20 protein-coding genes are annotated in these 21578 nt (G+C 62.5%); 13 read left to right on the top strand and 7 right to left on the bottom strand.

All coding sequences use genetic code 11. The features are described 5' to 3' along the window. Positions 1–48: 48 nt before the first annotated feature. The 4 genes from PQR67_RS37185 to PQR67_RS37170 are packed head-to-tail and all read right to left on the bottom strand — an operon-like array spanning position 49 to position 4704. Positions 49–780, bottom strand: a complete 732-nt coding sequence (locus PQR67_RS37185) for an ABC transporter ATP-binding protein (RefSeq protein ID WP_408467775.1) — start codon at positions 778–780, stop codon at positions 49–51. Beyond that, complete coding sequence (locus PQR67_RS37180; protein WP_408467774.1) at positions 768–2576, bottom strand: branched-chain amino acid ABC transporter ATP-binding protein/permease; 1809 nt, start codon at positions 2574–2576, stop codon at positions 768–770. The genes PQR67_RS37185 and PQR67_RS37180 overlap by 13 nt, the downstream gene beginning before the upstream one ends. Before the next feature lie 3 nt (positions 2577–2579). Then, complete coding sequence (locus PQR67_RS37175; protein ID WP_408467773.1) at positions 2580–3479, bottom strand: branched-chain amino acid ABC transporter permease; 900 nt, start codon at positions 3477–3479, stop codon at positions 2580–2582. Between the two features lie 25 nt (positions 3480–3504). Further along, positions 3505–4704 (bottom strand): branched-chain amino acid ABC transporter substrate-binding protein, encoded by a 1200-nt coding sequence (locus tag PQR67_RS37170; RefSeq protein ID WP_408467772.1) that lies wholly within the window; start codon positions 4702–4704, stop codon positions 3505–3507. Positions 4705–4976: 272 nt separating this feature from the next. On the opposite strand from PQR67_RS37170, the gene PQR67_RS37165 reads away from it, so the two are divergent. From PQR67_RS37165 to PQR67_RS37150, 4 genes are all read left to right on the top strand, one after another. Next, entirely contained in the window at positions 4977–6221 is a 1245-nt protein-coding gene (locus tag PQR67_RS37165; protein ID WP_408467771.1) for a D-amino acid dehydrogenase, read from the top strand. Continuing rightward, the gene (locus PQR67_RS37160) at positions 6218–6994 is read left to right on the top strand and encodes a maleate cis-trans isomerase family protein (RefSeq protein WP_408467770.1); all 777 of its coding nucleotides are present in this window, start codon (positions 6218–6220) and stop codon (positions 6992–6994) included. Before PQR67_RS37165 ends, PQR67_RS37160 begins: the two co-directional genes overlap by 4 nt. A 153-nt stretch (positions 6995–7147) precedes the next feature. Continuing rightward, a complete protein-coding gene (locus PQR67_RS37155) occupies positions 7148–7456 on the top strand; it encodes a hypothetical protein (RefSeq protein WP_408467769.1) in 309 nt (102 codons plus the stop codon). 86 nt (positions 7457–7542) lie between these two features. Then, positions 7543–7794, top strand: coding sequence for a hypothetical protein (locus PQR67_RS37150; RefSeq protein ID WP_408467768.1), 252 nt, complete (start codon positions 7543–7545; stop codon positions 7792–7794). A 42-nt stretch (positions 7795–7836) separates the two neighbouring features. Here PQR67_RS37150 and PQR67_RS37145 read toward each other — a convergent pair whose 3' ends face one another. Beyond that, complete coding sequence (locus PQR67_RS37145) at positions 7837–8640, bottom strand: helix-turn-helix transcriptional regulator (protein WP_408467767.1); 804 nt, start codon at positions 8638–8640, stop codon at positions 7837–7839. Between the two features lie 121 nt (positions 8641–8761). Here PQR67_RS37145 and PQR67_RS37140 point away from each other — a divergent pair, with 121 nt between their 5' ends. The 7 genes from PQR67_RS37140 (at position 8762) to PQR67_RS37110 (ending at position 17362) form a co-directional block, all read left to right on the top strand. Further along, positions 8762–10165 (top strand): APC family permease, encoded by a 1404-nt coding sequence (locus PQR67_RS37140; RefSeq protein WP_408467766.1) that lies wholly within the window; start codon positions 8762–8764, stop codon positions 10163–10165. 18 nt (positions 10166–10183) lie between these two features. Then, positions 10184–11302, top strand: a complete 1119-nt coding sequence (locus PQR67_RS37135) for a DmpA family aminopeptidase (protein WP_408467765.1) — start codon at positions 10184–10186, stop codon at positions 11300–11302. Between the two features lie 130 nt (positions 11303–11432). Beyond that, complete coding sequence (locus PQR67_RS37130) at positions 11433–12698, top strand: MFS transporter (protein ID WP_408467764.1); 1266 nt, start codon at positions 11433–11435, stop codon at positions 12696–12698. 154 nt (positions 12699–12852) lie between these two features. Then, complete coding sequence (locus tag PQR67_RS37125) at positions 12853–13482, top strand: pyridoxamine 5'-phosphate oxidase family protein (protein ID WP_408467763.1); 630 nt, start codon at positions 12853–12855, stop codon at positions 13480–13482. 57 nt (positions 13483–13539) lie between these two features. After that, positions 13540–14460, top strand: a complete 921-nt coding sequence (locus PQR67_RS37120) for a LysR substrate-binding domain-containing protein (protein ID WP_408467762.1) — start codon at positions 13540–13542, stop codon at positions 14458–14460. Between the two features lie 286 nt (positions 14461–14746). Next, positions 14747–16054 (top strand): MFS transporter, encoded by a 1308-nt coding sequence (locus PQR67_RS37115; RefSeq protein ID WP_408467761.1) that lies wholly within the window; start codon positions 14747–14749, stop codon positions 16052–16054. 60 nt (positions 16055–16114) lie between these two features. Continuing rightward, positions 16115–17362: a metal-dependent hydrolase family protein gene (locus tag PQR67_RS37110; protein ID WP_408467760.1), complete on the top strand. Its 1248-nt coding sequence runs from the start codon at positions 16115–16117 to the stop codon at positions 17360–17362. 45 nt (positions 17363–17407) lie between these two features. On the opposite strand, the gene PQR67_RS37105 is transcribed toward PQR67_RS37110, so the two are convergent. Then, entirely contained in the window at positions 17408–18319 is a 912-nt protein-coding gene (locus PQR67_RS37105; protein WP_408467759.1) for a DMT family transporter, read from the bottom strand. Positions 18320–18449: 130 nt separating this feature from the next. Here PQR67_RS37105 and PQR67_RS37100 point away from each other — a divergent pair, with 130 nt between their 5' ends. Beyond that, positions 18450–19370 (top strand): LysR family transcriptional regulator, encoded by a 921-nt coding sequence (locus PQR67_RS37100; protein WP_408467758.1) that lies wholly within the window; start codon positions 18450–18452, stop codon positions 19368–19370. Between the two features lie 142 nt (positions 19371–19512). Further along, a complete protein-coding gene (locus PQR67_RS37095; RefSeq protein ID WP_408467757.1) occupies positions 19513–20622 on the top strand; it encodes an asparaginase in 1110 nt (369 codons plus the stop codon). A gap of 21 nt (positions 20623–20643) precedes the next feature. Here the strand turns inward: PQR67_RS37095 and PQR67_RS37090 are convergent, their stop codons facing one another. Further along, positions 20644–21423 carry a hypothetical protein gene (locus PQR67_RS37090; protein WP_408467756.1) on the bottom strand — a complete coding sequence of 260 codons (780 nt, stop codon included), beginning with the start codon at positions 21421–21423 and terminating at the stop codon, positions 20644–20646. Positions 21424–21578 lie beyond the last annotated feature (155 nt).

Genomic DNA, 21578 nt, shown 5'->3' with positions numbered 1-21578 from the left:
GCGCGAAGCACCCAGCCCGGTTTAGTATGGCATCCGCTCGATCTGGTATCACTCCGTCGCTACCGCACTCCCACCCAGATACGCCGCACGAACCCGGCTATCCTGCGCCAGATCGCGGGCGAGGCCGGCTAGCGCGACGCGGCCGCTTTCCAGCACATAAGCACGATGAGCGATTCGCAGCGCCTGGCGTGCGTTCTGTTCGACCAGAAGAATCGAGGTGCCTTCGTTGCAGATGTCGGCAATCATGCTGAAGATCACCCGCACCAGTTTCGGCGCCAATCCCATCGACGGTTCGTCCAGCAACACGACGCGAGGCCGCAGCATCAGGGCGCGTGCGATTGCCAGCATCTGTTGTTCACCACCGCTGAGCGTACCCGCCAACTGGCTGCGCCGCTCTCCGAGCCGCGGGAACGTTTGATAGACCTCGGCCATCCGCTGTTCCAGCAACGCGCCGTCGGCTCGAATCAGATAACCGCCGAGCCGCAGATTTTCCTCGACCGTCAGCGCCCCGAACATACGGCGGCCTTCCGGCACGTGACCCAAACCCAAGGCCACGATCTGGTGAGCCCGCAGTCCGGTGAGCGACTGCCCGGCCATTACGATCTGTCCCGCACGCGGACGAATCAGGCCGGAAATGGCGCGTAGCGTCGTGGTCTTGCCCGCGCCGTTGCTGCCGAGCAAGGCCACGATCTCACCTTCGGCGACGTCCAGCGACAGGCCGTGCAGCACCTCCACGTTCCCATAGCTGACATGCAGATCGCGGATTGTTAGGAGTCCCACAGCGATGTCTCCCCGGCGGCGTCGTCGGCCGCTTCGTCTGTTCCGGCTGTACCGAGATAGGCATCGATCACCCGCGGGTCGGCCTGGATCTCGCGCGGCGGACCCTCGGCGATGATGACGCCATGGTCCATGACGATGATCCGGTCCGACACACCCATCACCAGCATCATGTCGTGTTCGATCAGCAGCACCGTCACGCCAAGATCCCGAATCCGCCGGATCAGTTCCATCAATGCGTGCTTCTCGGTCGGATTCATCCCCGCGGCCGGTTCGTCCAGCAGCAGGAGATACGGGTTGCTGGCGAGCGCGCGGGCAATCTCCAGGCGGCGCTGATCGCCATAGGGCAGGTCGGCGGCGCGTTCACCCGCCCGAGCCCCAAGGCCGACGAAGCTAAGCCAGCCGAGGCCCTCTGCCGCGTGATCGGCCTCCTCCGATCGGGCTGAGGGGAACGCAAGCAGTTCCGCGAGCAATGGCATTCGGAGCCGATGGTCCATGCCGATCAGCACGTTCTCGAAAGCCGTCATGTTGGCGAACAGGCGGATGCCCTGGAAAGTGCGCGCCATGCCGCGATGGACGATGCGATGCGGTGCGCCGCCAACCAATGAGGCGCCGCGCCAGAGAACCTGACCGCCGCTCAGGCGCGTCACGCCGGTGAGGCAGTTGAACACCGTGGTTTTGCCCGCGCCGTTCGGACCGATCAGACTGAGAATCTCGCCGCCGCGCACGGTGAAGCTGACGCCGCCGACCGCGCGGACCCCGCCGAAGCGGCGCTGCATGTCGCGCACATCGAGCAGGATTTCATCGGTGACGATCTCACGGCGTACAGGTTTTGCGGTGCCCGCGCCCTCGCGCGGCGGCGCGATGCGGCGCAGTGGCGCCGGCCACAGCCCTTGCGGGCGGAGCAGCATAAGAATCACCAGCCCGATCGCGAAGCCAAAGATGCGCCAAAGATTGAGAAAACGCAGCATCTCGGGCAGGCCCGCCACGATGACGGCGCCGAGTATCACGCCAGGAATACTGCCTCGACCGCCCAGTACGACGATGATCAGGATCGTGACGGACTGCAGATACGTGAAGCCGGTCGGGTCGATGGTCCCGAAGCGCGCAGCGAACAGGCTGCCGCCCAAGCCGCCGATCAATGCGCCCATCACGTAGGCAAGCAGTTTGACGCGCAGCGTCGGCACGCCGACGGCCTCGGCCGCCGCCTCGTCCTCGCGGATGCTGGTCCAGGCGCGGCCGAGCCGCGACTGGCCGAGCCGGATCGCAAACACGAGCACCACCACGAGGAACGCGATGCCCAGTTCGTAGACTGCACGGGGTGAACTGATTTCGTAGCCGAACAGGCTCGGGCTGTCGATACCGTAGATGCCGTTCGGCCCTCCCGTAATCCGCAGGTTGGTGGCAACGATCCGCGTGATCTCGCCGAACCCCAGCGTGACGATCGCCAGGTAGTCGCTGCGCAGCCGCAGAGTGGGGTAGCCGATGACGATGCCCGAAGCGCCGGCAAACGCGAGGCTGAACGGCAGCGTTTCCCAGAACGAGAAGTGCAGCAATGTTTCCAGCAGTGCTGTCGTGTACGCACCGATGGCGAAGAAGGCGGCATAGCCCAGATCCAGCAGCCCGGCATAACCGACTACGATATTCAGCCCCAGGCCGAGGATCGAATAGGTCGCGATAGTCAGGCCGACATCGACGATATAGCTGCTGGCGACAGCCGGCAGCGCCACGGCGGCGACCAGTAGACCGGCGCCGGCTGCAGGGCGGCGCCAACGCGCCGAAGCTTGCGCCGCGCCCATGGCCTACATTCTCTCGACAACGCGTTCGCCGAACAAGCCGGTCGGCTTGATCACGAGCACACCGATTAGCACACCGAACACCAGCACATCGGTCCATTGCGACGAGACATAGCCGGCGCCGAATGCCTCGAGCAGGCCGATCAGAATGCCGCCGGCCATCGCACCCGGAATGTTGCCGATGCCGCCGAGGACGGCGGCGGTGAAAGCACGCAGACCCAGCACGAAGCCCATGAAGAAATTGATCTGCGTGTAGTAGAGCCCTTCCATCACGCCGGCGACGGCGGCCAGCACGGATCCGAGCAGGAAGGTCAACTGGATCAGCCGCTCGACATTCACGCCCATCAGACGCGCCGCATCCTGATCGATGGCCAGCGCGCGCATGGCCGTTCCGAGAAAAGTGTGATGGACGAAGAAATACAGTGTCAGCATCAGCGCAAGGCTCGCCACGATGATCCCGATCTGCGTGAAGCTGACCCGCACGCCGAGCAGATCTAACCCTGCCTGGCTGAGCACGTGCGGATAGGTGTCGAAGCCGGCGCCATAGAGCAGCAGCACGCCGTTTTCCAGTGCGAGCGAAACACCGAGCGCGGTGATCAGAATCGACAGCCGGGGCGCGCGTAACAGGGGTTGATACGCCAGCCGCTCGATGGCGAGGCCGAGGGCGCCGGTGACGGCCATCGACGCGACGAGCGCGATCAGCAGCGTCAGGGCGAGCGGCAGATGCACCGCAGCGAGCGCTGTCAAAGCGGTCCAGCCGACGAACGCACCGACCATGAACAAGTCGCCGTGAGCGAAATTGATCAACCGGATAATCCCGTAGACCATCGTGTAGCCGAGGGCGACGAGGGCATAGAAAGAGCCCGTCGTCAGCCCTTCGATGACGAACTGGAAAAAGGTGCTCATGGCCGGGCCCGGTGCGCGACAGGGCCTACTTCATCGCCACCCAGTGTCCGCCTGAGTCAAGCCGCTGATAAGGCGCGAAATTGCCGCCGCGCACGGTGATGACGATATACACCGCGTTGCTGCGATCACCTTTCGCGTTGAAGCTGATTGTTCCGGTCACGCCCTGATAGCCCGAAATCTTGTGCAAAGCAGCACTGACCGCCGCAGGTGCAGTCGATTTTGCGTTCGCGATCGCCTTTGCGGTGACCCCGACGGCATCGTATTCATAGACCGAATAGGGGCCGGGGCCTTGTCCGTAAGCCTTCGTATAGTCGTCGACGTAGCCGTGCGCGGCACTCAGGAACTGCGCCAGCGGCGCCGTGGTGATGACCATGTCGTCGGCTGCGGGGCCGGCGGTTTTCATCAGCGTGGGGTCGTTGGTGGCGTCGCCGCCCATCAGGGTCATTTTCATACCCAATTGCCGCGCCTCTTTCACCATCAGGCCGGCCTCGGCGAAGTAGCCGGTGTAGTAGATGACATCCGGTTTCAGTGCGGCAACATGGGTCAGCGTTGGCGAGTAGTCCATCTGGCCGGGCGTGATCGCGTCGTCGTAGACAACGTCGACGCCGTTCTTCTTCAGCGCTTCCACCGTGTTGTCGGCGAGGCCCTTGGAATAGGTCGTGTTGTCGTTGATGACAGCCGCACGTTTTGCGTGCAGGAAGTTCTTGATGAAGTTGGCGGCAAACGGGCCTTGCTCGTCGTCACGGCCGATCGTGCGGAACACGTTCTCGTAGCCCATCTCGGTCAGTTTGGGATTGGTCGATGCGTCCATCACGTAGGGAATGCCGACGCGGTGAAAGGTCGTCAATTCGGGCAGCGCGGCGCTGGAGCAGTAACCGCCTGCTACCGCGACAACACCCGCGTCGACGAGTTTCTGCGCCGCCTGTACCGCGGTCTGCGCGTCGCAGGCGTCGTCTTCCGGCACCAGTTCGATCTGCTTGCCGAGCACGCCGCCGGCCGCGTTGATTTTGGCGGCGGCCAGTTTGGCGCCGTTGACGATGTCCTGACCGGCATTTGCGCTACTGCCCGATAGCGGAACGGGCACGCCGATCTTGATCGTGGCGCCCTGACTACGCGCGGAACCCGGGACCGTGCCGGCGAGCACGGTCAGCGCGGCCATGACCGCGATTGTCGTGCGCCGCAAGACGCGAGTTGCGTCGGCCGAGCCATTCTTCTGAGCAATCATGTTAGTGACTCCTTATTGTGAAAGGGATCAAAGCGATCCGCCACGCGGATAGACCGGTGACATCAGAAAACGGGCGAAAACGTGCGTTCGCGTGCAGTGCACAATCCGCCAGATCAATGGCGTGTCTGGCAGGCTCATCGCGGCGCCGTTACAAAAGTGCTCCTTTCATGATAGGTCTCGCCGCCAATTGGGCGGGCTAGGGTATCCGCGTATAAACCTCCATCCAACGCGTCGGCGGCGCTATATTTAAGCGATGAGTCAGGGAGTCGCGTATGAAAAGCGTCGTACTGGGGGGCGGAATCGCAGGCGTCACGGCCGCCTGGTATCTCGCGAAAGAGGGCCGCGAGGTCACGGTGATCGATCGCCGTCCGGGTGTCGCGCTCGAGACCAGTTTTGCCAACGCCGGGTTGGTTGCGCCGGGGCACTCTTATACATGGGCCTCCCCACGTGCGCCGAAAATCCTGCTGAAATCGCTTTTCGTCGATGGCCAGGCGCTGCGCCTGAAGCTCAGCGCGGACCCGCACATGTGGATCTGGTGCCTCCAGTTCCTGCGAAACTGCACGGCGGAACGCTCCCGCGTGAACACAACGCGCAAGGTCGCGCTCTGCCGCTACGCGCAGACGCAATTGCAACAGCTGACCGCCGCCGAGCACCTGCAATACGACCGCACCAGCCACGGCTTGTTGTATCTCTATCGCGACGAAGCATCTTTCGCGCGCGGCACGCAAAACATGTCGATCCTGAAAGACAACGGCCTGCCGCTCGAAACGCTCGATGCGGCGCAGGTCGTGGCACGGGAACCCGCGCTTGGCGGCGCGCGTGACAGGATCGCCGGTGCAATCTATTGCCCCACCGACGAAAGCGGCGATGCGCACCTGTTCACCCGCGCGCTGAAGGCTGCGTGCGAAGGCCTTGGCGTGCGATTCGAGTTCGATACGCCGATCAGCGCAATCGAGGCGTCGGGCGACCAGATAACCGGCGTGCGTACGTCAGCGGGACTCGTGCGAGGCGACGAATTCGTGCTGGCGCTCGGTTCCTGGTCGCCGATTATTGCGCGTCGCCTGGGTTACCGGCTGCCCGTGTATCCGGTAAAGGGCTACTCGGCCACGTTCCCGATTGGGCCGGATCACCGTCCGCCGGATCTTGGCGGCGTCGACGAGAACAACCTTGTGGCGTGGGCGCGTTTTGGGGAGCGGCTGCGCTTTACCGCTACCGCGGAATTCGCCGGCTATGACACCCGCCATACACCCGCCGATTTCACGACCATGCTGCGGGCCGCACGCGAGTTGTTTCCCGGCGGCGCCGACTATGACAGGCCGTCCTACTGGGCCGGTTTGCGCCCGATGACGCCGGAGGGGACACCGCTGATCGGCCGCACGCGTCACAGGAATCTGTACCTGAATACCGGGCACGGACACATGGGATGGACGATGTCGTGCGGCACCGCGAAACTGCTGGCCGACGTCATGGCCGGTCGGCAACCCGAGATCGACATGACAGGGATGACACTGAAATGAGCACGAATGCACTGCACGACGCGGCCTATGCAAAACTCGATTTCGCGCTGGACGACGGCATCTGCAGGCGCGCCGCCGTGGGTCTCGTGGTACTCGCCACCGATCATACGATCGAACACGAATGGCGCAAGCTGCTGACGCAGGATGGCGTGGCGTTCTACGAAAGCCGCGTGTACAACTCGGCGGACATCACGCCCGAACGGCTGAGGGAAATGGAGTCCCGCATTGCGGCGGCGGTGGCGCTGATTCGCCCAGGCGAGCGGATCGATGTCGTGGCGTTTGGCTGCACGTCGGCATCGATGGTGATCGGCGAGGAAAACGTGTTCGCGCGCATTCACGAGGCGCGCCCCGGCGTCGCGTGCACCACGCCGATCACCGCCGCGCTTGCCGCGTTGCGTGCGCTGGGTGCGCAGCGCGTCGCGTTGTTGACGCCCTATGTGCGTGCGATCAACGACACCATGCGCGACTACATCGAGGCGCGCGGTGTCGGCGTCACGCGGATGGCCTCGTTCGAGCATGCTAACGACAACGAAGTGGCGCGGATCGACGCGACCTCTCTGCGAGCCGGCGTCGAGCATCTCGCGCAAAGCGCCGACGTGGACGCTGTTTTCGTATCTTGCACGAGTCTGCGCATTGCCGGGCTCATTCCGGAACTCGAGGCAAGGACCGGCAAGCCCGTTATATCGAGCAACTTCGCGATGGCGTGGCACGCGTTGCGCCTCGCGGGTGTGGAGGATTGCGAACCTCATCTCGGGCGCTTGTTCGCGCTGTGATCGACGAACATCGTTCACAGGGAATAACGCTCGACGTGCGCCGCGCCGTCGTCGCCGTGGTCGCAGACGATCCCGTCCCGCGAAGAGTCGGAGAGCCGCCAAAGAAGCGGGGCATAATATGAAGATCCCTTTGTCGGGGTGATGGAGGTAGATATGGCTGCGTTTGCTATTGACGGCGTACGCTTTAACCCTGCAACTGATCGTGTCACGCACGTGCGCTGGGCGCCCATCGACCTGAGGACGCACGACTGCCTGTCCCCAGCCGCAATCGTCGAGGTGGCCGAGGTGGTCAAAGCGATCCACGCGGGAGACGTAGGCTGGTCCCTCTTTACCCTCGGCGGGGTGAGATTTCTGGGGCCGAAAATAAAGATCGTTCCGCATACCAACGGCCCCGATGGAATCGACACGGAGGAGCCCGATGGCAGTGTCGAAAAATCCATCGACGATCTTCCACACGTTTGACGAAGCAACCGGTGGAGTCGCGCGCACCCGGTTTTCATGCCGCGGCACTTGAACTAGATTCCTTCAAATTGCGGACGGAGACTGTCATGTGGGACAAGATCGAGCACAACGGATATGAGGTCTGGGTTCTTCCGATCCTGGCATACGGCCCGCCGACTCCTACCACCTTCTGGCATTACTCGGCCTACATCTGTCGGCACGGCGCGCATGCTCACATTGATGGGCAGAGCATTCGTTTTGAGGAGCTGGTTGTCCCGTTTCCCAGTGAAGAAGCAGCTCGTGAAGCCGGGTATGTTGAAGGCAAGCGGCGCGTTGATGGGATTTCGGAAGGCGGATGAGGTACCGCCGGCAATTGACCGTCGCTCGACTTTGAAAAATGCCTACCCCGCCTCGTGCCCCAACGCCTGAATAAACAACGAAAATAATTCGGGCTGCGTCGAAATGCCGAGCTTGTTATAAAGATTCCGCCGGTGCACTTTCACCGTCTCCGGCGAAATCGTCAGCCGTTCGGCAATCGCTTTAGAAGAGTTGCCGCGCAACACCAACCGCGCAATCGCCATTTCCCGCTCCGACAGCAACTCCGCGCCAAACCCCGCCAACGCGCGTTCGACCCTTCCGGAAAGATCACCGCTTTCCATGCTCTTGCCGGGCTCGGTGGCAAGACGCGCCACATGCTGCCGTATCGTCGCGATTAGCCAGGGCGTGCAAACAGCTAGCCGCCCAAGCGCTTCCACATCGAATCGCGTCTTCGCTCCCAACGACAACGACACAACGCCACCCGCAGGCGCAACCTTGGCGATCAGCTGCAATTCATCCTCCCCAACCGCGTCGCGAAAGTAACTCAGGAAGTATTCGCTTTGCCGAAACAGATCCGGCGCCACCTCCTCGAGCCTGTACAGCCCGTCGGCCAGCCCATCGTGCGCGGCCTGTAGAAAGGGATCCAGCAGGTACAGTCCGTTCAGATAAAGCGGCACTGGCGACGGCTTATCCGTACCCCCGGTATCGAACTCTTCCAGCACACGAGGCACGCCATCCTGACCGACGAGTACCGCCAGCGCATTGTCAAACGGCACGATTTCGTTGAGCAGAAGTATCAGGTTCCGCCAGAACCTGGGCCCACCCAATTGGTCGATCACACGCGCCAGCGCCTGATGCATTGCTACTTCCGTGAACAGTCGATCCATGCGTCTCCACCTAATTGGCGTAACCCTAAGCGGTAATAGCGCTGGGTAAATTGGCTTCCTACACTCCGCCGAACAGTGCTCAAGTATGGACGCTGAAAAAATCATTGCAAAGGAGAGGACGATGGCGATCACGGAAACGTCGGTTGCGGCGCAAGCCGTCCCGGCAGGGCTGGGCACATCTGGCGCGCTGAAGCAGTCGCTCAGCGTGCGGGATGTGGTGATGATTACCGTATCGGGCGTGACGCCCGCCAGTTCCATCTTCGTGATCGCGCCGTTTGCGATCCAGCAGGCGGGCAGCGGGGCGGTGCTGTCGTTCCTGTTAGGCGGCGTGCTCGCGCTGGCTTTCGCATTGTGCTATGCGGAATTGAGCGCGGCGCATCGCAGCGCCGGTGGCGAGTATGTGATGGCGAAACGGGTGTTCGGAGCGTTGCCGGGCTATCTGACCTTTGTCGCGGTGCTGGCCGTCAGTGTGTTCATTCCCGCCGTGCTGGCGAGTGGCGCTGCGCCGTATCTGAACAATGCGTTCGGCACGAACTTCAGCAATCAGTCGGTGGCGCTCGCGATCGTCGTACTCAGCTATGTGCTCGGCATTCTCAACATCAAGACCAACGCGTGGATCACCGGTGCGTTCCTGACGGTCGAAGTGCTAGTACTCCTCCTTATTGCCTACCTGGGATTCTCGGAGCCGCATCGCGCCCTCAGCGCGTTGGTCCACCCTCAAGTCGCGAGCAACGGTACGCTGATTTCTGCGACCGCGGCCGCCATCATCCCGGCAGTGGGCACGGCGATCTTTTGCTACAACGGTTTCGGCGCGGCGGTATTCCTCGCGGAGGACCTCGAAGGGGGCAATCGCAGCGTCGCGAAAGCCGTCATGTATTCGTTGCTGGCTATCCTGCTGATCGAGTTGATCCCATTGACTGCGATCGTGCTCGGGGCGCCTTCACTGATCGATATGTCGAAGAGCGCGGATCCGATCGGCTATGTGGTTCGCGAACTCAGCAACCCGGTCATCATGCGGGTAGTGAGCGCGGGGATCTTCCTGTCGGTGTTCAACGCGATCATCGCGATCGTGATTCAGGTGGGCCGTCTGCTGTATAGCAGCGGCCGCCACGCATTGTGGGTGCGCGGTTGCAATCATGCGTTCACACGCATTCACCCGCGCTTCGATTCGCCCTGGCTTGCCACGTTGACGCTTGCGGTTCCGTCGGCACTGCTGCTTTTCGTATCGAGCCTCGATGAACTGACCGCGTTCACGGTGGACCTGCTGCTCGTGATCTACATCGTGATCGCGGTGGCGGCCCTGGCCAGCCGGGTCGTGCGACGCGATGTCGAGCATCATTACCGGATGCCGTTGTGGCCGCTGCCGCCGCTGGTGGCGATCGTCGGCGCGACCTACACGTTGTATACGACAATGCAGAGCGCGGCCAAGCCGACGGATCTGTACATCATTGGTGGATTATTAGTGTTGGCGCTCGCGATGTATGTGGCGTGGGCACGTCATAGCGTGACGTTTCGCGAACTTTGAATCGAAGGAAAACAGGCAATGCGTACAAGGGAACTCGGCATCCGTATCGGGCGCGGCACGCCAGGGCGTTTCAATGCGATTACCGATGTCGCCGGTGTCCGTGTCGGACATCACACGCTGAATGTGGAAGCGGGAGACGCATCGGTGCACACGGGCGTGACCATCATCGAACCGCGGGCGGGCAGTGCACGCATGACGCCTTGCTTTGCGGGATGTCACATCCTGAACGGTAACGGCGACGCAACCGGTCTTGAATGGATACGCGAGGCGGGTCTGCTGACGACGCCAATCGCTTACACCAACACGCATAGCGTGGGTGTGGTGCGCGACGCGCTGGTCGCGGCGGAACGGCACGAAGCCAACGGGGACATGTACTGGTGCATGCCGGTCGTGCTGGAAACCTACGACGGACTGCTCAACGATATATGGGGGCAGCACGTCACCGCGGATCATGTGCGGCGAGCGCAAGCCGAAGCACGCACGGGCGAGGTGAGGGAGGGAAACGTAGGCGGCGGAACGGGCATGATCTGCCACGAGTTCAAAGGAGGGATCGGCACGGCATCACGAGTGTTGAAGCCAGCCGAAGGTGGCTGGACCGTTGGGGCGCTGGTGCAGGCGAACTATGGCCGGCGCGATGCGCTGCGGGTCGCGGGGTATCCGGTAGGCGAGGTGCTCGGGGACATGCATTCACCGTTCAGACAAACCGAAGGACGGCGCACAGGGGAGGCGGGCATGGGCTCGATTGCCGTGACGCTCGCAACCGATGCGCCTTTGCTGCCGCATCAGTGCACGCGCCTCGCGCAGCGCGCGAGCGTTGGGATCGCCCGTATGGGCGGAGGCACCGAAGATTCCAGCGGCGATATATTTCTGGCGTTTTCAGTGGGGAATTCGACGCTACCGGCGGTGAATTATGGGCGCGTTGGGAAGCCCACCACGGCCGTGGAGATGGTGAATAACGATCACATGTCCGCGTTGTTTTCGGCTGCGGCCGAGGCCGTGGAAGAAGCCATCGTCAATGCCCTGCTGGCCGCGACGAATATGAGCGCGCGCGGCGCCCGCGTGGAGGCGATCGGCGCTGAACGCTTGCTGTCCGCGCTTCGTGAAGTGGGATGGAAGCCTGATAACCAGAATCGGTGACCCGCACCAAGGTAAGGCCGATCCCGCGGCCTTACAAAAAGAAAGCACTGCGTAAGCGTAAAAACAAAATAAATAAACTTGCTCTAAACTAGCTGCCGCCCAAGCCAGCCCAGTAGAGAGCAAGAAACCAATGCCCCGACCCCCGGCCGACCCCGTCGGCGACTCTAGCTTCAGTTTGCCAAAACACCCTCCGTTTCAGCGTTTCTGGTGTACCCGTATCCTCTCATCGCTGTCGTTCCAGATGCTCGCCGTCGCCATGGGCTGGCACATCTACGCGCTGACGCATAGCGCCTTCGCACTGGGCCTCGTCGGCCTCGCCCAATTTCTGCCGATGTTCCTGCTGACGCTGGTGGTCGGACATGTCGCCGACCGCTACGACCGTCGCCGGATCGCGGCCATCTGTCAATGCCTCGAAAGCGTCGCTGCATTGTTGTTCGCCTTTGGCACCTTCGGCGGCTGGATCAGCGCGCCGGTCATCTATGTATTGGCCGCATGCGTGGGCGCGGCCCGCGCTTTCGAGTCCCCCGCGGTCGCATCGTTGTTGCCGGGCGTCGTGCCGCGCGGGCAATTGCCCAAAGCAACGGCATGGGCCACCTCGGCCAATCAATCCGCCCAGATCGCGGGTCCGGCATTGGGCGGCCTGCTTTACGGCATCGGCCCGGGTGCGGCCTACCTCGCATGCACGCTGTCGTTCGCCGCGGCCGCTGCCTCGGTGTGGGCCATTCCGTTGCAGGCCAGGTTGGCGAGCCGTGCGCCGGTTACGCTCGAATCGGTGTTCTCGGGCATCGCTTTTATCCGCAAACAGCCTGTGATTCTCGGTGCATTGTCGCTCGATCTGTTTGCGGTGCTGTTCGGCGGCGCGACGGCGCTGCTGCCGGTTTTCGCACGCGACATCCTGCACACCGGACCGCTCGGTCTCGGCCTGTTGCGCTCGGGTACGGCCATCGGCGCGCTCGCGGGCACTATCTGGCTCGCGCATTTCCCGCTGCGCAACCGGCCTGGCGCCGCGATGTTCGGTGGCGTGATCGCGTTTGGCACCGCTACTGTCGTATTCGGTCTGTCGCATGACTTTTTCGTATCGCTCCTCGCACTGATGGTGCTGGGTGCATCTGACACGATCAGCGTGGTGGTGCGCCTGTCGCTCGTCCAACTGCGCACACCGGACGAAATGCTGGGCCGCGTCAGCGCGGTCAATTCCCTTTTCATTGGGACCTCGAATCAACTCGGTGAATTCGAATCGGGTGTGACGGCGGGGTGGTGGGGCGCGCAACCGGCCGTGCTGGTAGGCGGCGTCGCGACGATCGCCATCGCCCTGCTGTGGATGCGATTCTTTCCGGAACTCAGACGCACGCGCTCGCTGGAGCGGGAAGAGGCGCTGGCGCCGAGCCATTCGTAGACCCGCACGGCGCGTCGTTTTCAACGAGGCGTCGTTGCACCTTCTCAGTTTTTGAAAGTCTGGTTCCCGATTTCGCCGGGTTCTCGTTAAAGATGGAAGCCGGTAACGTTGAGCGTGCCACCTGCGGGCTTACCCGCGAGACAGGAGCCGTTCAATGAATCACGCACATGCCCATCCATACCCGAGCGACATCGCGTTCACGCCGACGGTGAAGTCGATCCAGACCCGTAATGGCTCGCGTGACGCGTATGCGCGCATGGAGGCCGACCGCGGCTGGGAGACGCGTATCACGCCGGACGTCGCAAGTTTCATCGAGCAGCAGACGAGCGTGTTCTTCGCCACCGCGAACGACGAAGGCCAACCCTATATCCAGCATCGCGGCGGCCCCGCCGGCTTTCTGCATGTAGTCGACGACCACACCATCGCGTTCGCCGATTTTGCCGGCAATCGCCAATACATCACGCTGGGTAATCTCGCCGATAACCCGAAGGCGTATCTCTTCCTCATCGACTACGCGCGCCGGCGGCGCATCAAGATTTGGGGCGAGGCGCGCGTGGTCGAGGACGATCCCGAACTGCTGGCAAAACTGATGCCGCAGGGATATAAAGCGCGTGGCGAGCGGGTGATCGCAATGACCGTCAGCGCGTGGGATATGAACTGCCCGCAGCATATCCCGCAGCGTTTCGAAGCAGCGGACGTGGCCGCCGCGCTCGCGGAACGGGACCGGCGCATCGAGGCACTCGAGGCCGAAATCGCGCAATTACGCGCTGCATCACCGGTGTGATTTGACGCGTGCTTCGACCCGCTATGATGGTGGCAACGTCACTCGGCCACCCTCATCATGCGGATTGCCCCATTGCCGCCGCTTCAATGCCTGATCGCATTCGAATCGGCCGTGCGCCATGCCAGTTTCACTAAAGCGGCGGTAGAACTCCACCTGACGCAAAGCGCGATCAGCCGCCAGATCGCGCAACTCGAGGACTTTCTCGGGCGCTCGCTGTTCGTGCGCGAGCACCGCGCCTTACGTCTGACGATCGCCGGCGAACGTTACGCGAATCATGTTCAATGGCTGCTCGCCAATTGCTCGGAAGCCACGCTCGATGTGATGAAACGATACGGCGATCTGGAGTTGACGATTGCGTGTTCGTCGGGTGTGGCGGTGTTGTGGCTTACACCGCGCCTCGGCGCGTTTCGCGCGGCCCATCCGAACGTGAAGATCCGGATGATCGTGCGCGACGGACTTGCGTCGCTGTCGCCCGCGGAATTCGACGTGGGTCTGTACTACATCCGCCAGCATGCCGAGCCGCATTTCACCGCCCGCCGCCTTTTCGACGAAGAGGTGTACCCGGTATGTTCGCCCGGATATCTGGCCGGCCGCGTGCTGGAGCCGGCTGATCTCGCGCATGAAACATTGCTGATGCAGGAAGACGGTCAGCGGCAATGGATGTCGTGGCCCGAATGGTTCCGTCTCAACAATGTGCCGATGCCCGGATCGCCGCAGTCGGTCGTCGTCAATCATTATCCGCAACTCGTGCAAATGGCGATTCTCGGGCAGGGCGTCGCGCTCGGCTGGCGTCACATGATCGATGCGTGTCTGAACGAGGGTTTGCTGGTGCGCGCCACGCGAGCGTCGGCGAGCCACGGTGGCGGCTATTACGTCGTATCGCCGAACGATCGCGCCGGGAACCAGGCGGCGCGCCTGTTTACCCGCTGGCTTTTCGAGCAGGCCGAGGCGCAGGCAAGCGTGCAAACAAGCGGGTAAATAGGCGGGTAAATAGGCGGGTAAGCAAGCGGGCAGACAGCCGGCCAAACGATCGCAGCGACGCGCGGCACGCCCATGGTCTGACGCCTTTCGCATGCGCCACGCGCATGCATGCATGCGAATCTTTCGTTTCGAAAACAAATCAGGTCTCTCTACGATCGGCTAGATGCAGGCGAAAGCGCCGCTCGACGCCGATGCGTCGCCTTGCTGGCAGAACCGCCGGACCCCTTAGCCACGCGGCGGCTGCATGAGCAGCCGTGCACGCAGCCTGATGAGGAAAGAGACCATGCAAGGAACGCTTTCATCCAACGTCACGATATCCGTGGATACGCTCGCGCGGCAGCGGCGCCGGGCCATTCTCGCCACCGTGCTCGGTAACGGGCTCGAGTGGTTCGACTTCACCGTTTATAGTTTTTTCGCGGTGATTATCGCCAAGCTGTTCTTTCCGACCGGCAATGAACTGACCTCGCTGCTGCTTGCCGTCGCAACGTTTGGCGTGGGCTTTTTCATGCGGCCGGTGGGCGGCATGGTACTCGGTGTGTATGCGGATAAAGTGGGGCGAAAGGCGGCGCTCTCGCTGACCATTCTGCTGATGGCGGGCGGCACCGCACTCATTGGCCTCGCGCCGACCTATGACCAGATCGGTATGTGGGCGCCGGTTCTGATCGTGGTTGCCCGCTTGCTGCAAGGTTTTTCGGCCGGCGGCGAAATGGGCACCGCCACCGCGTTTCTTACCGAATATGCGCCGGCTGGCAAGCGCGCATTCTATTCAAGCTGGATTCAGTCGAGCATTGGCTTCGCGGTGCTGCTGGGCGCAGCGGTCGGCACGTTCGTGACGGCAGGGCTGAGTGCCGATGCGTTGCATTCGTGGGGCTGGAGAATGCCTTTCCTGATCGGCATTCTGATCGGGCCGGTCGGCTATTTCATTCGTAGCAGGATGGACGAAACACCGGCGTTCAGCGCGGTTGCCGAGCAGGCAAAAAGCGATTCACCGCTCAAGGAAGTGTTCCGCCGCTTTCCGCGTGAGACGTTCGCGAGCTTTTCGATGGTGATTCTGTGGACGGTGTGCACCTACGTGCTGCTGTTCTATATGCCGACCTATTCGGTGCGCACACTGCATCTGCCGCAATCGACGGGCTTTCGCGCCGGGATGTTCGGTGGCGTGATGATCATGTGTTTCTCGCCGGTGGTCGGCAAGCTGGCTGACCGATTCGGCCGCCGCCGTTTTCTGTCCGGCTCTGCTGCATTGATCTTCCTGCTCGCATGGCCGATGTTCGCTTACATCAACCGCGCCCCTGGGCTCGTTTCGCTGATAGTGTTTCAAGGCGTGTTCGGTTTGCTGATCGCTACCTATACCGGCCCGATTCTCGCTGCGTTCTCCGAACTGTTTCCGACCAAGGTGCTGTCTACGGGTCTCTCCGTTGCGTACAACTTCGCGGTAACGATTTTCGGCGGCTTCGCGCCGTTCTTCATCACGTGGCTGATCGCGTCGACGGGTAGCAACATGGCGCCCGCAATCTACGTGATGATCGCCGCGTTGATCAGCCTCGTGGGCACGTTCTATGTGCGTGACCCGCGCCATAGCCGCGCCTGAAGCAGAGTTTCCGGCTGACGAAAGCCGGAGAGTGTCCTTCATCAAGTCAGGAAGGTATCAATGAGCATTACGGTAATCAGCGGCGGCAACGTACTCGATCTGGCCCAAGGCACGTTGCTCGAACACCATCATGTCGTGATCGAAAACGGCCAGATCGTCGAAGTCACCGATCGTCCTGTCGATCTGCCGAATGCGCGCGTGATCGACGCACGCGGCAAGACGGTGATGCCCGGCCTGATCGATTGCCACGTGCACGTGCTGGCATCGCGTGCGAACCTCGGTGTGAATGCAACGCAGCCGAATATCCTCACGGCGATTCGCGCGCTGCCGATTCTGAAGGCGATGCTCGGCCGCGGCTTTACGACGGTGCGCGACGCGGGCGGCGCGGATTGGGGTTTGACGCAGGCGCTCGAAGGCGGATTGATTCCGGGACCGCGTATTTTCCCGTCGGGCAAGGCGTTGTCGCAAACTGGCGGCCACGGCGATTTCCGTCCACGCGGGGACGTGCTCGAACCCTGTTCATGCGCCTTTCGTGCCGGGGCGATTGCGCGGGTTGTCGACGGTGTCGACGCGGTGCGGCTCGCCGTGCGTGAAGAGATTCAGAAGGGCGCTACGCAGATCAAGATCATGGCGTCCGGCGGCGTCGCTTCGCCGACCGATCCGATCAGCAACACGCAATATTCCGAGGACGAAATCCGCGCAATCGTCGCCGAGGCGGAGGCAGCCAATACCTACGTAATGGCGCATGCCTACACCGGCCGCGCGATCTCGCGTGCGATTCGCTGCGGCGTGCGCACGATCGAGCACGGCAATCTGGTCGACGAAGCCGCCGCGAAACTGATGCGCGAGCACGGCGCATTCGTCGTGCCCACGCTGGTCACCTACGACGCGTTGGCGAGGCATGGTGCGGACTACGGTTTGCCGGCCGATTCCATCGCCAAGGTCGAAACCGTGCGGCAAGCGGGGCGCGACTCGCTGCAGATCTATGCGAACGCCGGCGTGCCGATGGGATTCGGTTCGGACCTGCTCGGCGAAATGCACACCTTCCAGAGCGACGAATTGCGTATCCGCGCCGAAGTGCTCGGTAATCTGGAGGCGTTGCGTTCGGCCACCACGATCGCAGCCGAGATCGTCGAGCGCAGCGGCAAGCTCGGTATCATCAAAGCAGGGGCAATTGCCGATGTGCTGGTGGTCGACGGCAACCCGCTCAAGGATATCGGTGTGTTGACCGGGCAGGGTGAGCGCCTCGAGTATGTGCTGCAGCGTGGCGAGGTGGTGAGCGAGCGGGGCTCGGTCGCGTCGCGCTAATCGGGTGGTGCGTGCGCGGCGACCGGCACGGCCTGCTTCGATTCGCTAAGCCCCCGCCGCGCTCACACGCAATGCCGTCCATCGCACCGTCGCGAGAATCGATGCTCCGACGATCAAGGCGCCGCCGATCCAGGCGACCGTTGAAATCCGTTCACCTAACCAGAGGCACGCGAACAGCGCGCCGAACGCGGGCTCACTACCCATCAGCAACGACACGCGCGTCGGACTGCTGCGTTTGATGGCGAAGTTTTGCGCGAAGAACGCGAACAGTGTGCAGGCGATGACCAGATAGCCGATGTAGCCCCAGAACATGGCGTGGCCGGCGAGCGAGGGCACCGGTTGCCACTGCTGCGGCATAAACAGCAGCGCCACCGCCGCGCTGCCGATTGCCACCACACCCGACTGAACCGCTGTCACCGACAAAGGCGGCAACGCGGAATCGCGCATCACGCGCTTGGTCACGCACACGTTGAGTGCGCGCAGCAGCGCGGCGAGCAGAATCAACGCGTCGCCGGGGTTGAAGCTCAGCGCGCCATTCCCCGCCAGCAACCAGGCGCCAAACAGCGACAGCGCAACCGCCGCCCATTCGATACGGCTCGGCGTGCGCTTGAGCATCCACCATTCGACGAGCGGCGTCAGCACTACGCACAGGCTGATCAGAAACGCGGCATTGGCCGCACGCGTCAGCAGAATGCCGAAGGTCTCGCAGAGAAAGATGCCGAGCAGCAGGGCGCCCGCAATCAGCACGCCGCGCAGCGTGCGGGCATCGGCGGCGCGTAAATGGCGCAAGGTGGGCGACAGGATCACGAAGGTGATGCCGAAGCGCATCGCCAGCAAGCCCAGCACGGGATAGAACACCAAGGCGCTTTTGACGACGCCGTAACTGGTGCCCCAGACCACGGCGACCGCGAGCAGCATCAGATCGGAGAGCAGAAGCAGGCGTTCTTGTTTCGACATGGCGGACCTCGGGCAGATGAACGCGTATTGTCGAACTTTGCTTGCGAGGCGATAATCGGGTCGTTGCGCATAGCGTTTGTGTTGAAAATGCATAAATAGGCTCAACCCGCGAACCCGCGAGCGCTCGACCATGAACCCAACCGACCTTTTCGCCTTGCTGCCGGACATGGCGGTTTTCGCGCGCGTCGTCGATGCCGGCAATTTTTCAGTGGCCGCGCGTCAGCTCGGCAGTACGCCGTCCACGGTTAGCCGCCAGATCAAGCGTCTCGAGGACGCCTTGGCGACGCGCCTGCTCGAACGGTCCACGCGTACGGTGCGGGTCACGGAATCCGGTGCCCAGGTGGCGCGTTTTTGCCGCGACATGGTGAGCGCGGCCTCCGGCGCGGTGGATGCCGCCGGGCAACTGGCCGGCAGACCGCAAGGCAAGGTGAGCGTGAGCGCGCCGACCGCGTTTGCGAAAACCGTGATTCACCCGCTGATTCCCGGCTTTCTGCGCACCTACGACGAAGTCGACCTGCAACTGCTGTTCACCGACCACGACGTCGATCCGCTTGCCGACGATGTCGATCTGGTCATTCGCCTGACCGAGCATCCACCGCCAGGCCTCGCGGGACGCAGGCTGGGCGCGGTGCGCTGGCTGCTGGTTGCGTCGCCCGCTTATTTGCGTGAGCGCGGCACGCCGGCTCATCCGCGCGATCTCCTCAAGCATGAGTGCATCTACCTGGGCGAAACTGCCGACGACAACCGCTGGCGCTTTCGTCGTGGCACTGAGACACAAACGGTGGATGTGAAAGGGCGTTACATCGCCAATCATGCCGGCGCGCGGCTCGAAGCCGCGCAGCAGGATTTCGGCATCGCGAATCTGCCTGAATTTGCCGCGGCGGGTGCATTGCAAAGCGGCGAACTCGTGCAGGTGCTGCCCGACTGGAATCTCGAAGCGCGCGCTTACGTGGGGTCGGTGTGGCTGTTGTATCCGTCGAACCGTTTCTTGCCGCAGAAAGTGAGGGTGCTGATCGATTACCTCGTCGAGCAACTACACGGAGCGGCTTGAGCGTTGCTCCAATTCGCCGTGCAACCCGCTCGCTGACCGTGGCCGTATGCGCAAGACGAACGTAGAATCGCTCGCATCACCACGATTGACCACACCATTCACAGCGATCGCAACGACTGACGCGATCAGGAGGAGAACGAACATGACCTTGCGCGACACCGGGCCGATTGCGGCGACTGTTTATCGTGGCGAAACGATTGAGAACACCCATATTGCCCATGTTGCGGTGGTTCAGGCCGACGGCCAACTGCTGTATTCGTTCGGCGATCCCTCACGCATTACCCTGGTGCGTTCCGCGGCCAAGCCAGCCCAGGCTCTCGCGGTGCTGGAAACCGGTGCGCTCGAGCGTTTCGGTTTCGACGAAGCCGATCTCGCGCTCATGTGCGCCTCGCACAGCAGCGAACCGCGCCACATCGAACGCGCGCGGCAGATGCTGGCCAAGGCGCAGGTTAGCGAAGCCGATCTGCGTTGCGGCGGCCATCCGCCGTTGTCCGATGCCGTGTATGTCGACTGGTTGAAACGCGATTTCAAGCCGGATGGGGTGTGCAGCAATTGCTCGGGCAAGCACGCCGGCATGCTGGCCGGGGCGCGTTCGATTGGGGCGGCGATTGGGGGGTATGAACTGCCGGAGCATCCGTTGCAGGTGCGCGTGAAGCACACCGTCGCCGAGGTATGCGACTTGCCGGATGACGCGGTGCAATGGTCGATCGACGGTTGCAATTTGCCGACGCCGGCGTTCGCCCTTGATCGCCTGGCCCGACTATTCGCGAAGCTCGCTGCCGCGGAGGACGAGACTTCGGCATCCTCGGCCGCTTCTGCGGGCACGCGTTCTGCCGTTTCGCCCCGCACTGTTGCGCTCGCACGCATCTATCGTGCGATGGCGGCGCATCCGGAATGGGTGGCAGGCGAGGGGCGTTTCTGTACCACGTTGATGCAGGCGTTCGACGGCGCGCTGATTGGCAAAGTCGGCGCCGACGGCAGTTACGCGATCGGCGTGCGGGGTTCGCAGCAGACAGCGCGGCTCGGCGCCAGCGGTGCGCTCGGCATTGCCGTGAAGGTGGAGGACGGTAACATTGGCGTGCTGTATGCGAGCGTTGCCGAACTGCTTGAGCGGCTCGATATCGGCAGTCCTGAGCAACGCGCGAAACTGCGTGCGTTTCATGCACCGGGGATGTTCAACACCATGGGCGTTGAAATCGGGCATCTGGCATTTTCGCTTGCGCTTAAAGCGCATCCACGCCGCGAGGCGTGAGGGTAGTCAGGGCGACGCCGCTTATGCGTCGTCTTTCTTGAAGCGATCCTGGATGGCTACCAGTTGATCGTCGCTGGTGGCGACGATCCATAGACGGGCGCGCTCCACCATCAGGCGATTGTGATCCTTTAGCGCGCCCATCGACACGGCGGTTTTCCACGCGACGGGTGCGGCGCGGCTGGTTCTGCCTGACGGCGTGCCGACCAGCAATGCGTACGGGCCGAGGGGCAACGAGACGAACGGCATGGCGGGCTTGACGCGTACGCGCCAGTCGATGAAAGGCGAATCGCTGAAGAGGAGTGGTGTGGGCAGGCCATGCAGCACGGTGAAGTCATAGAGCGCGAGTTGTTCACGCATGGGCCCATAAACCTTGCGAATATCGCTGACGAGCGCCGCGCGGATTTCGTCGTCGAACATGGCTTCCTGGGTGTAGTGTTCGACTGCTTGCAGCGCGTCGTGCTGATAGGCGCTGAAGATTGCCAGGTCGACGCAATCGTGAACGGCGCGTTGGACTTCCGCGGCGGAGCCGGCTTCTTCGGGTTTGCCGAGTTGCGCGGCGCGGAGGAAGCGCGCGAGGGCCGCGTCCTGGGTGGATGGGCCGGTGGCCAGCGGGTCGTCCGTGGCGGATTTTTCTAGTGGGACGTAGAGGTACTTTTCTGCCGCGAAGCGGGATTTTTTGCCGTCATCGAAGCTGATTTCGCCGGTTGTGCAGTTTATGTAGCGAGTGCCGATGTGGCCGTGTTCCCACACGAAGTTTTTCAGGAAGGGACGCAGGGGGTGGAGTGGGTCTGGTTGTTGCATCTTGGGGTTGCACTCCGTGCGGGTTGGGTTTGGGTATGGTCACATAGATTTGGGTTTTTATTGGGGGTTTTTGGCCTGGGCGGCGCTGGGTTGTCTGTGGGCCTGTAGTGTTGGCTTCTTCTTGTTCTGGCTTCTTTGGCCTCTCCTTGATTTGT

The sequence above is a fragment of the Paraburkholderia fungorum genome (assembly GCF_046026025.1).
Taxonomy (GTDB): domain Bacteria; phylum Pseudomonadota; class Gammaproteobacteria; order Burkholderiales; family Burkholderiaceae; genus Paraburkholderia; species Paraburkholderia fungorum_E.
Note: the sequence above shows the minus strand (reverse complement) of the source record. Positions and strands in the feature narration are given on the sequence as shown.

Bases quoted from the DNA above. Each gene is read 5' to 3' on its own strand.
- PQR67_RS37180 (WP_408467774.1), bottom strand. From the start codon at position 2,576: ATGGGCGCGGCGCAAGCTTCGGCGCGTTGGCGCCGCCCTGCAGCCGGC.
- PQR67_RS37175 (WP_408467773.1), bottom strand. From the start codon at position 3,479: ATGAGCACCTTTTTCCAGTTCGTCATCGAAGGGCTGACGACGGGCTCT.
- PQR67_RS37170 (WP_408467772.1), bottom strand. From the start codon at position 4,704: ATGATTGCTCAGAAGAATGGCTCGGCCGACGCAACTCGCGTCTTGCGG.
- PQR67_RS37165 (WP_408467771.1), top strand. From the start codon at position 4,977: ATGAAAAGCGTCGTACTGGGGGGCGGAATCGCAGGCGTCACGGCCGCC.
- PQR67_RS37160 (WP_408467770.1), top strand. From the start codon at position 6,218: ATGAGCACGAATGCACTGCACGACGCGGCCTATGCAAAACTCGATTTC.
- PQR67_RS37155 (WP_408467769.1), top strand. From the start codon at position 7,148: ATGGCTGCGTTTGCTATTGACGGCGTACGCTTTAACCCTGCAACTGAT.
- PQR67_RS37150 (WP_408467768.1), top strand. From the start codon at position 7,543: ATGTGGGACAAGATCGAGCACAACGGATATGAGGTCTGGGTTCTTCCG.
- PQR67_RS37145 (WP_408467767.1), bottom strand. From the start codon at position 8,640: ATGGATCGACTGTTCACGGAAGTAGCAATGCATCAGGCGCTGGCGCGT.
- PQR67_RS37140 (WP_408467766.1), top strand. From the start codon at position 8,762: ATGGCGATCACGGAAACGTCGGTTGCGGCGCAAGCCGTCCCGGCAGGG.
- PQR67_RS37135 (WP_408467765.1), top strand. From the start codon at position 10,184: ATGCGTACAAGGGAACTCGGCATCCGTATCGGGCGCGGCACGCCAGGG.
- PQR67_RS37130 (WP_408467764.1), top strand. From the start codon at position 11,433: ATGCCCCGACCCCCGGCCGACCCCGTCGGCGACTCTAGCTTCAGTTTG.
- PQR67_RS37125 (WP_408467763.1), top strand. From the start codon at position 12,853: ATGAATCACGCACATGCCCATCCATACCCGAGCGACATCGCGTTCACG.
- PQR67_RS37120 (WP_408467762.1), top strand. From the start codon at position 13,540: ATGCGGATTGCCCCATTGCCGCCGCTTCAATGCCTGATCGCATTCGAA.
- PQR67_RS37115 (WP_408467761.1), top strand. From the start codon at position 14,747: ATGCAAGGAACGCTTTCATCCAACGTCACGATATCCGTGGATACGCTC.
- PQR67_RS37110 (WP_408467760.1), top strand. From the start codon at position 16,115: ATGAGCATTACGGTAATCAGCGGCGGCAACGTACTCGATCTGGCCCAA.
- PQR67_RS37105 (WP_408467759.1), bottom strand. From the start codon at position 18,319: ATGTCGAAACAAGAACGCCTGCTTCTGCTCTCCGATCTGATGCTGCTC.
- PQR67_RS37100 (WP_408467758.1), top strand. From the start codon at position 18,450: ATGAACCCAACCGACCTTTTCGCCTTGCTGCCGGACATGGCGGTTTTC.
- PQR67_RS37095 (WP_408467757.1), top strand. From the start codon at position 19,513: ATGACCTTGCGCGACACCGGGCCGATTGCGGCGACTGTTTATCGTGGC.
- PQR67_RS37090 (WP_408467756.1), bottom strand. From the start codon at position 21,423: ATGCAACAACCAGACCCACTCCACCCCCTGCGTCCCTTCCTGAAAAAC.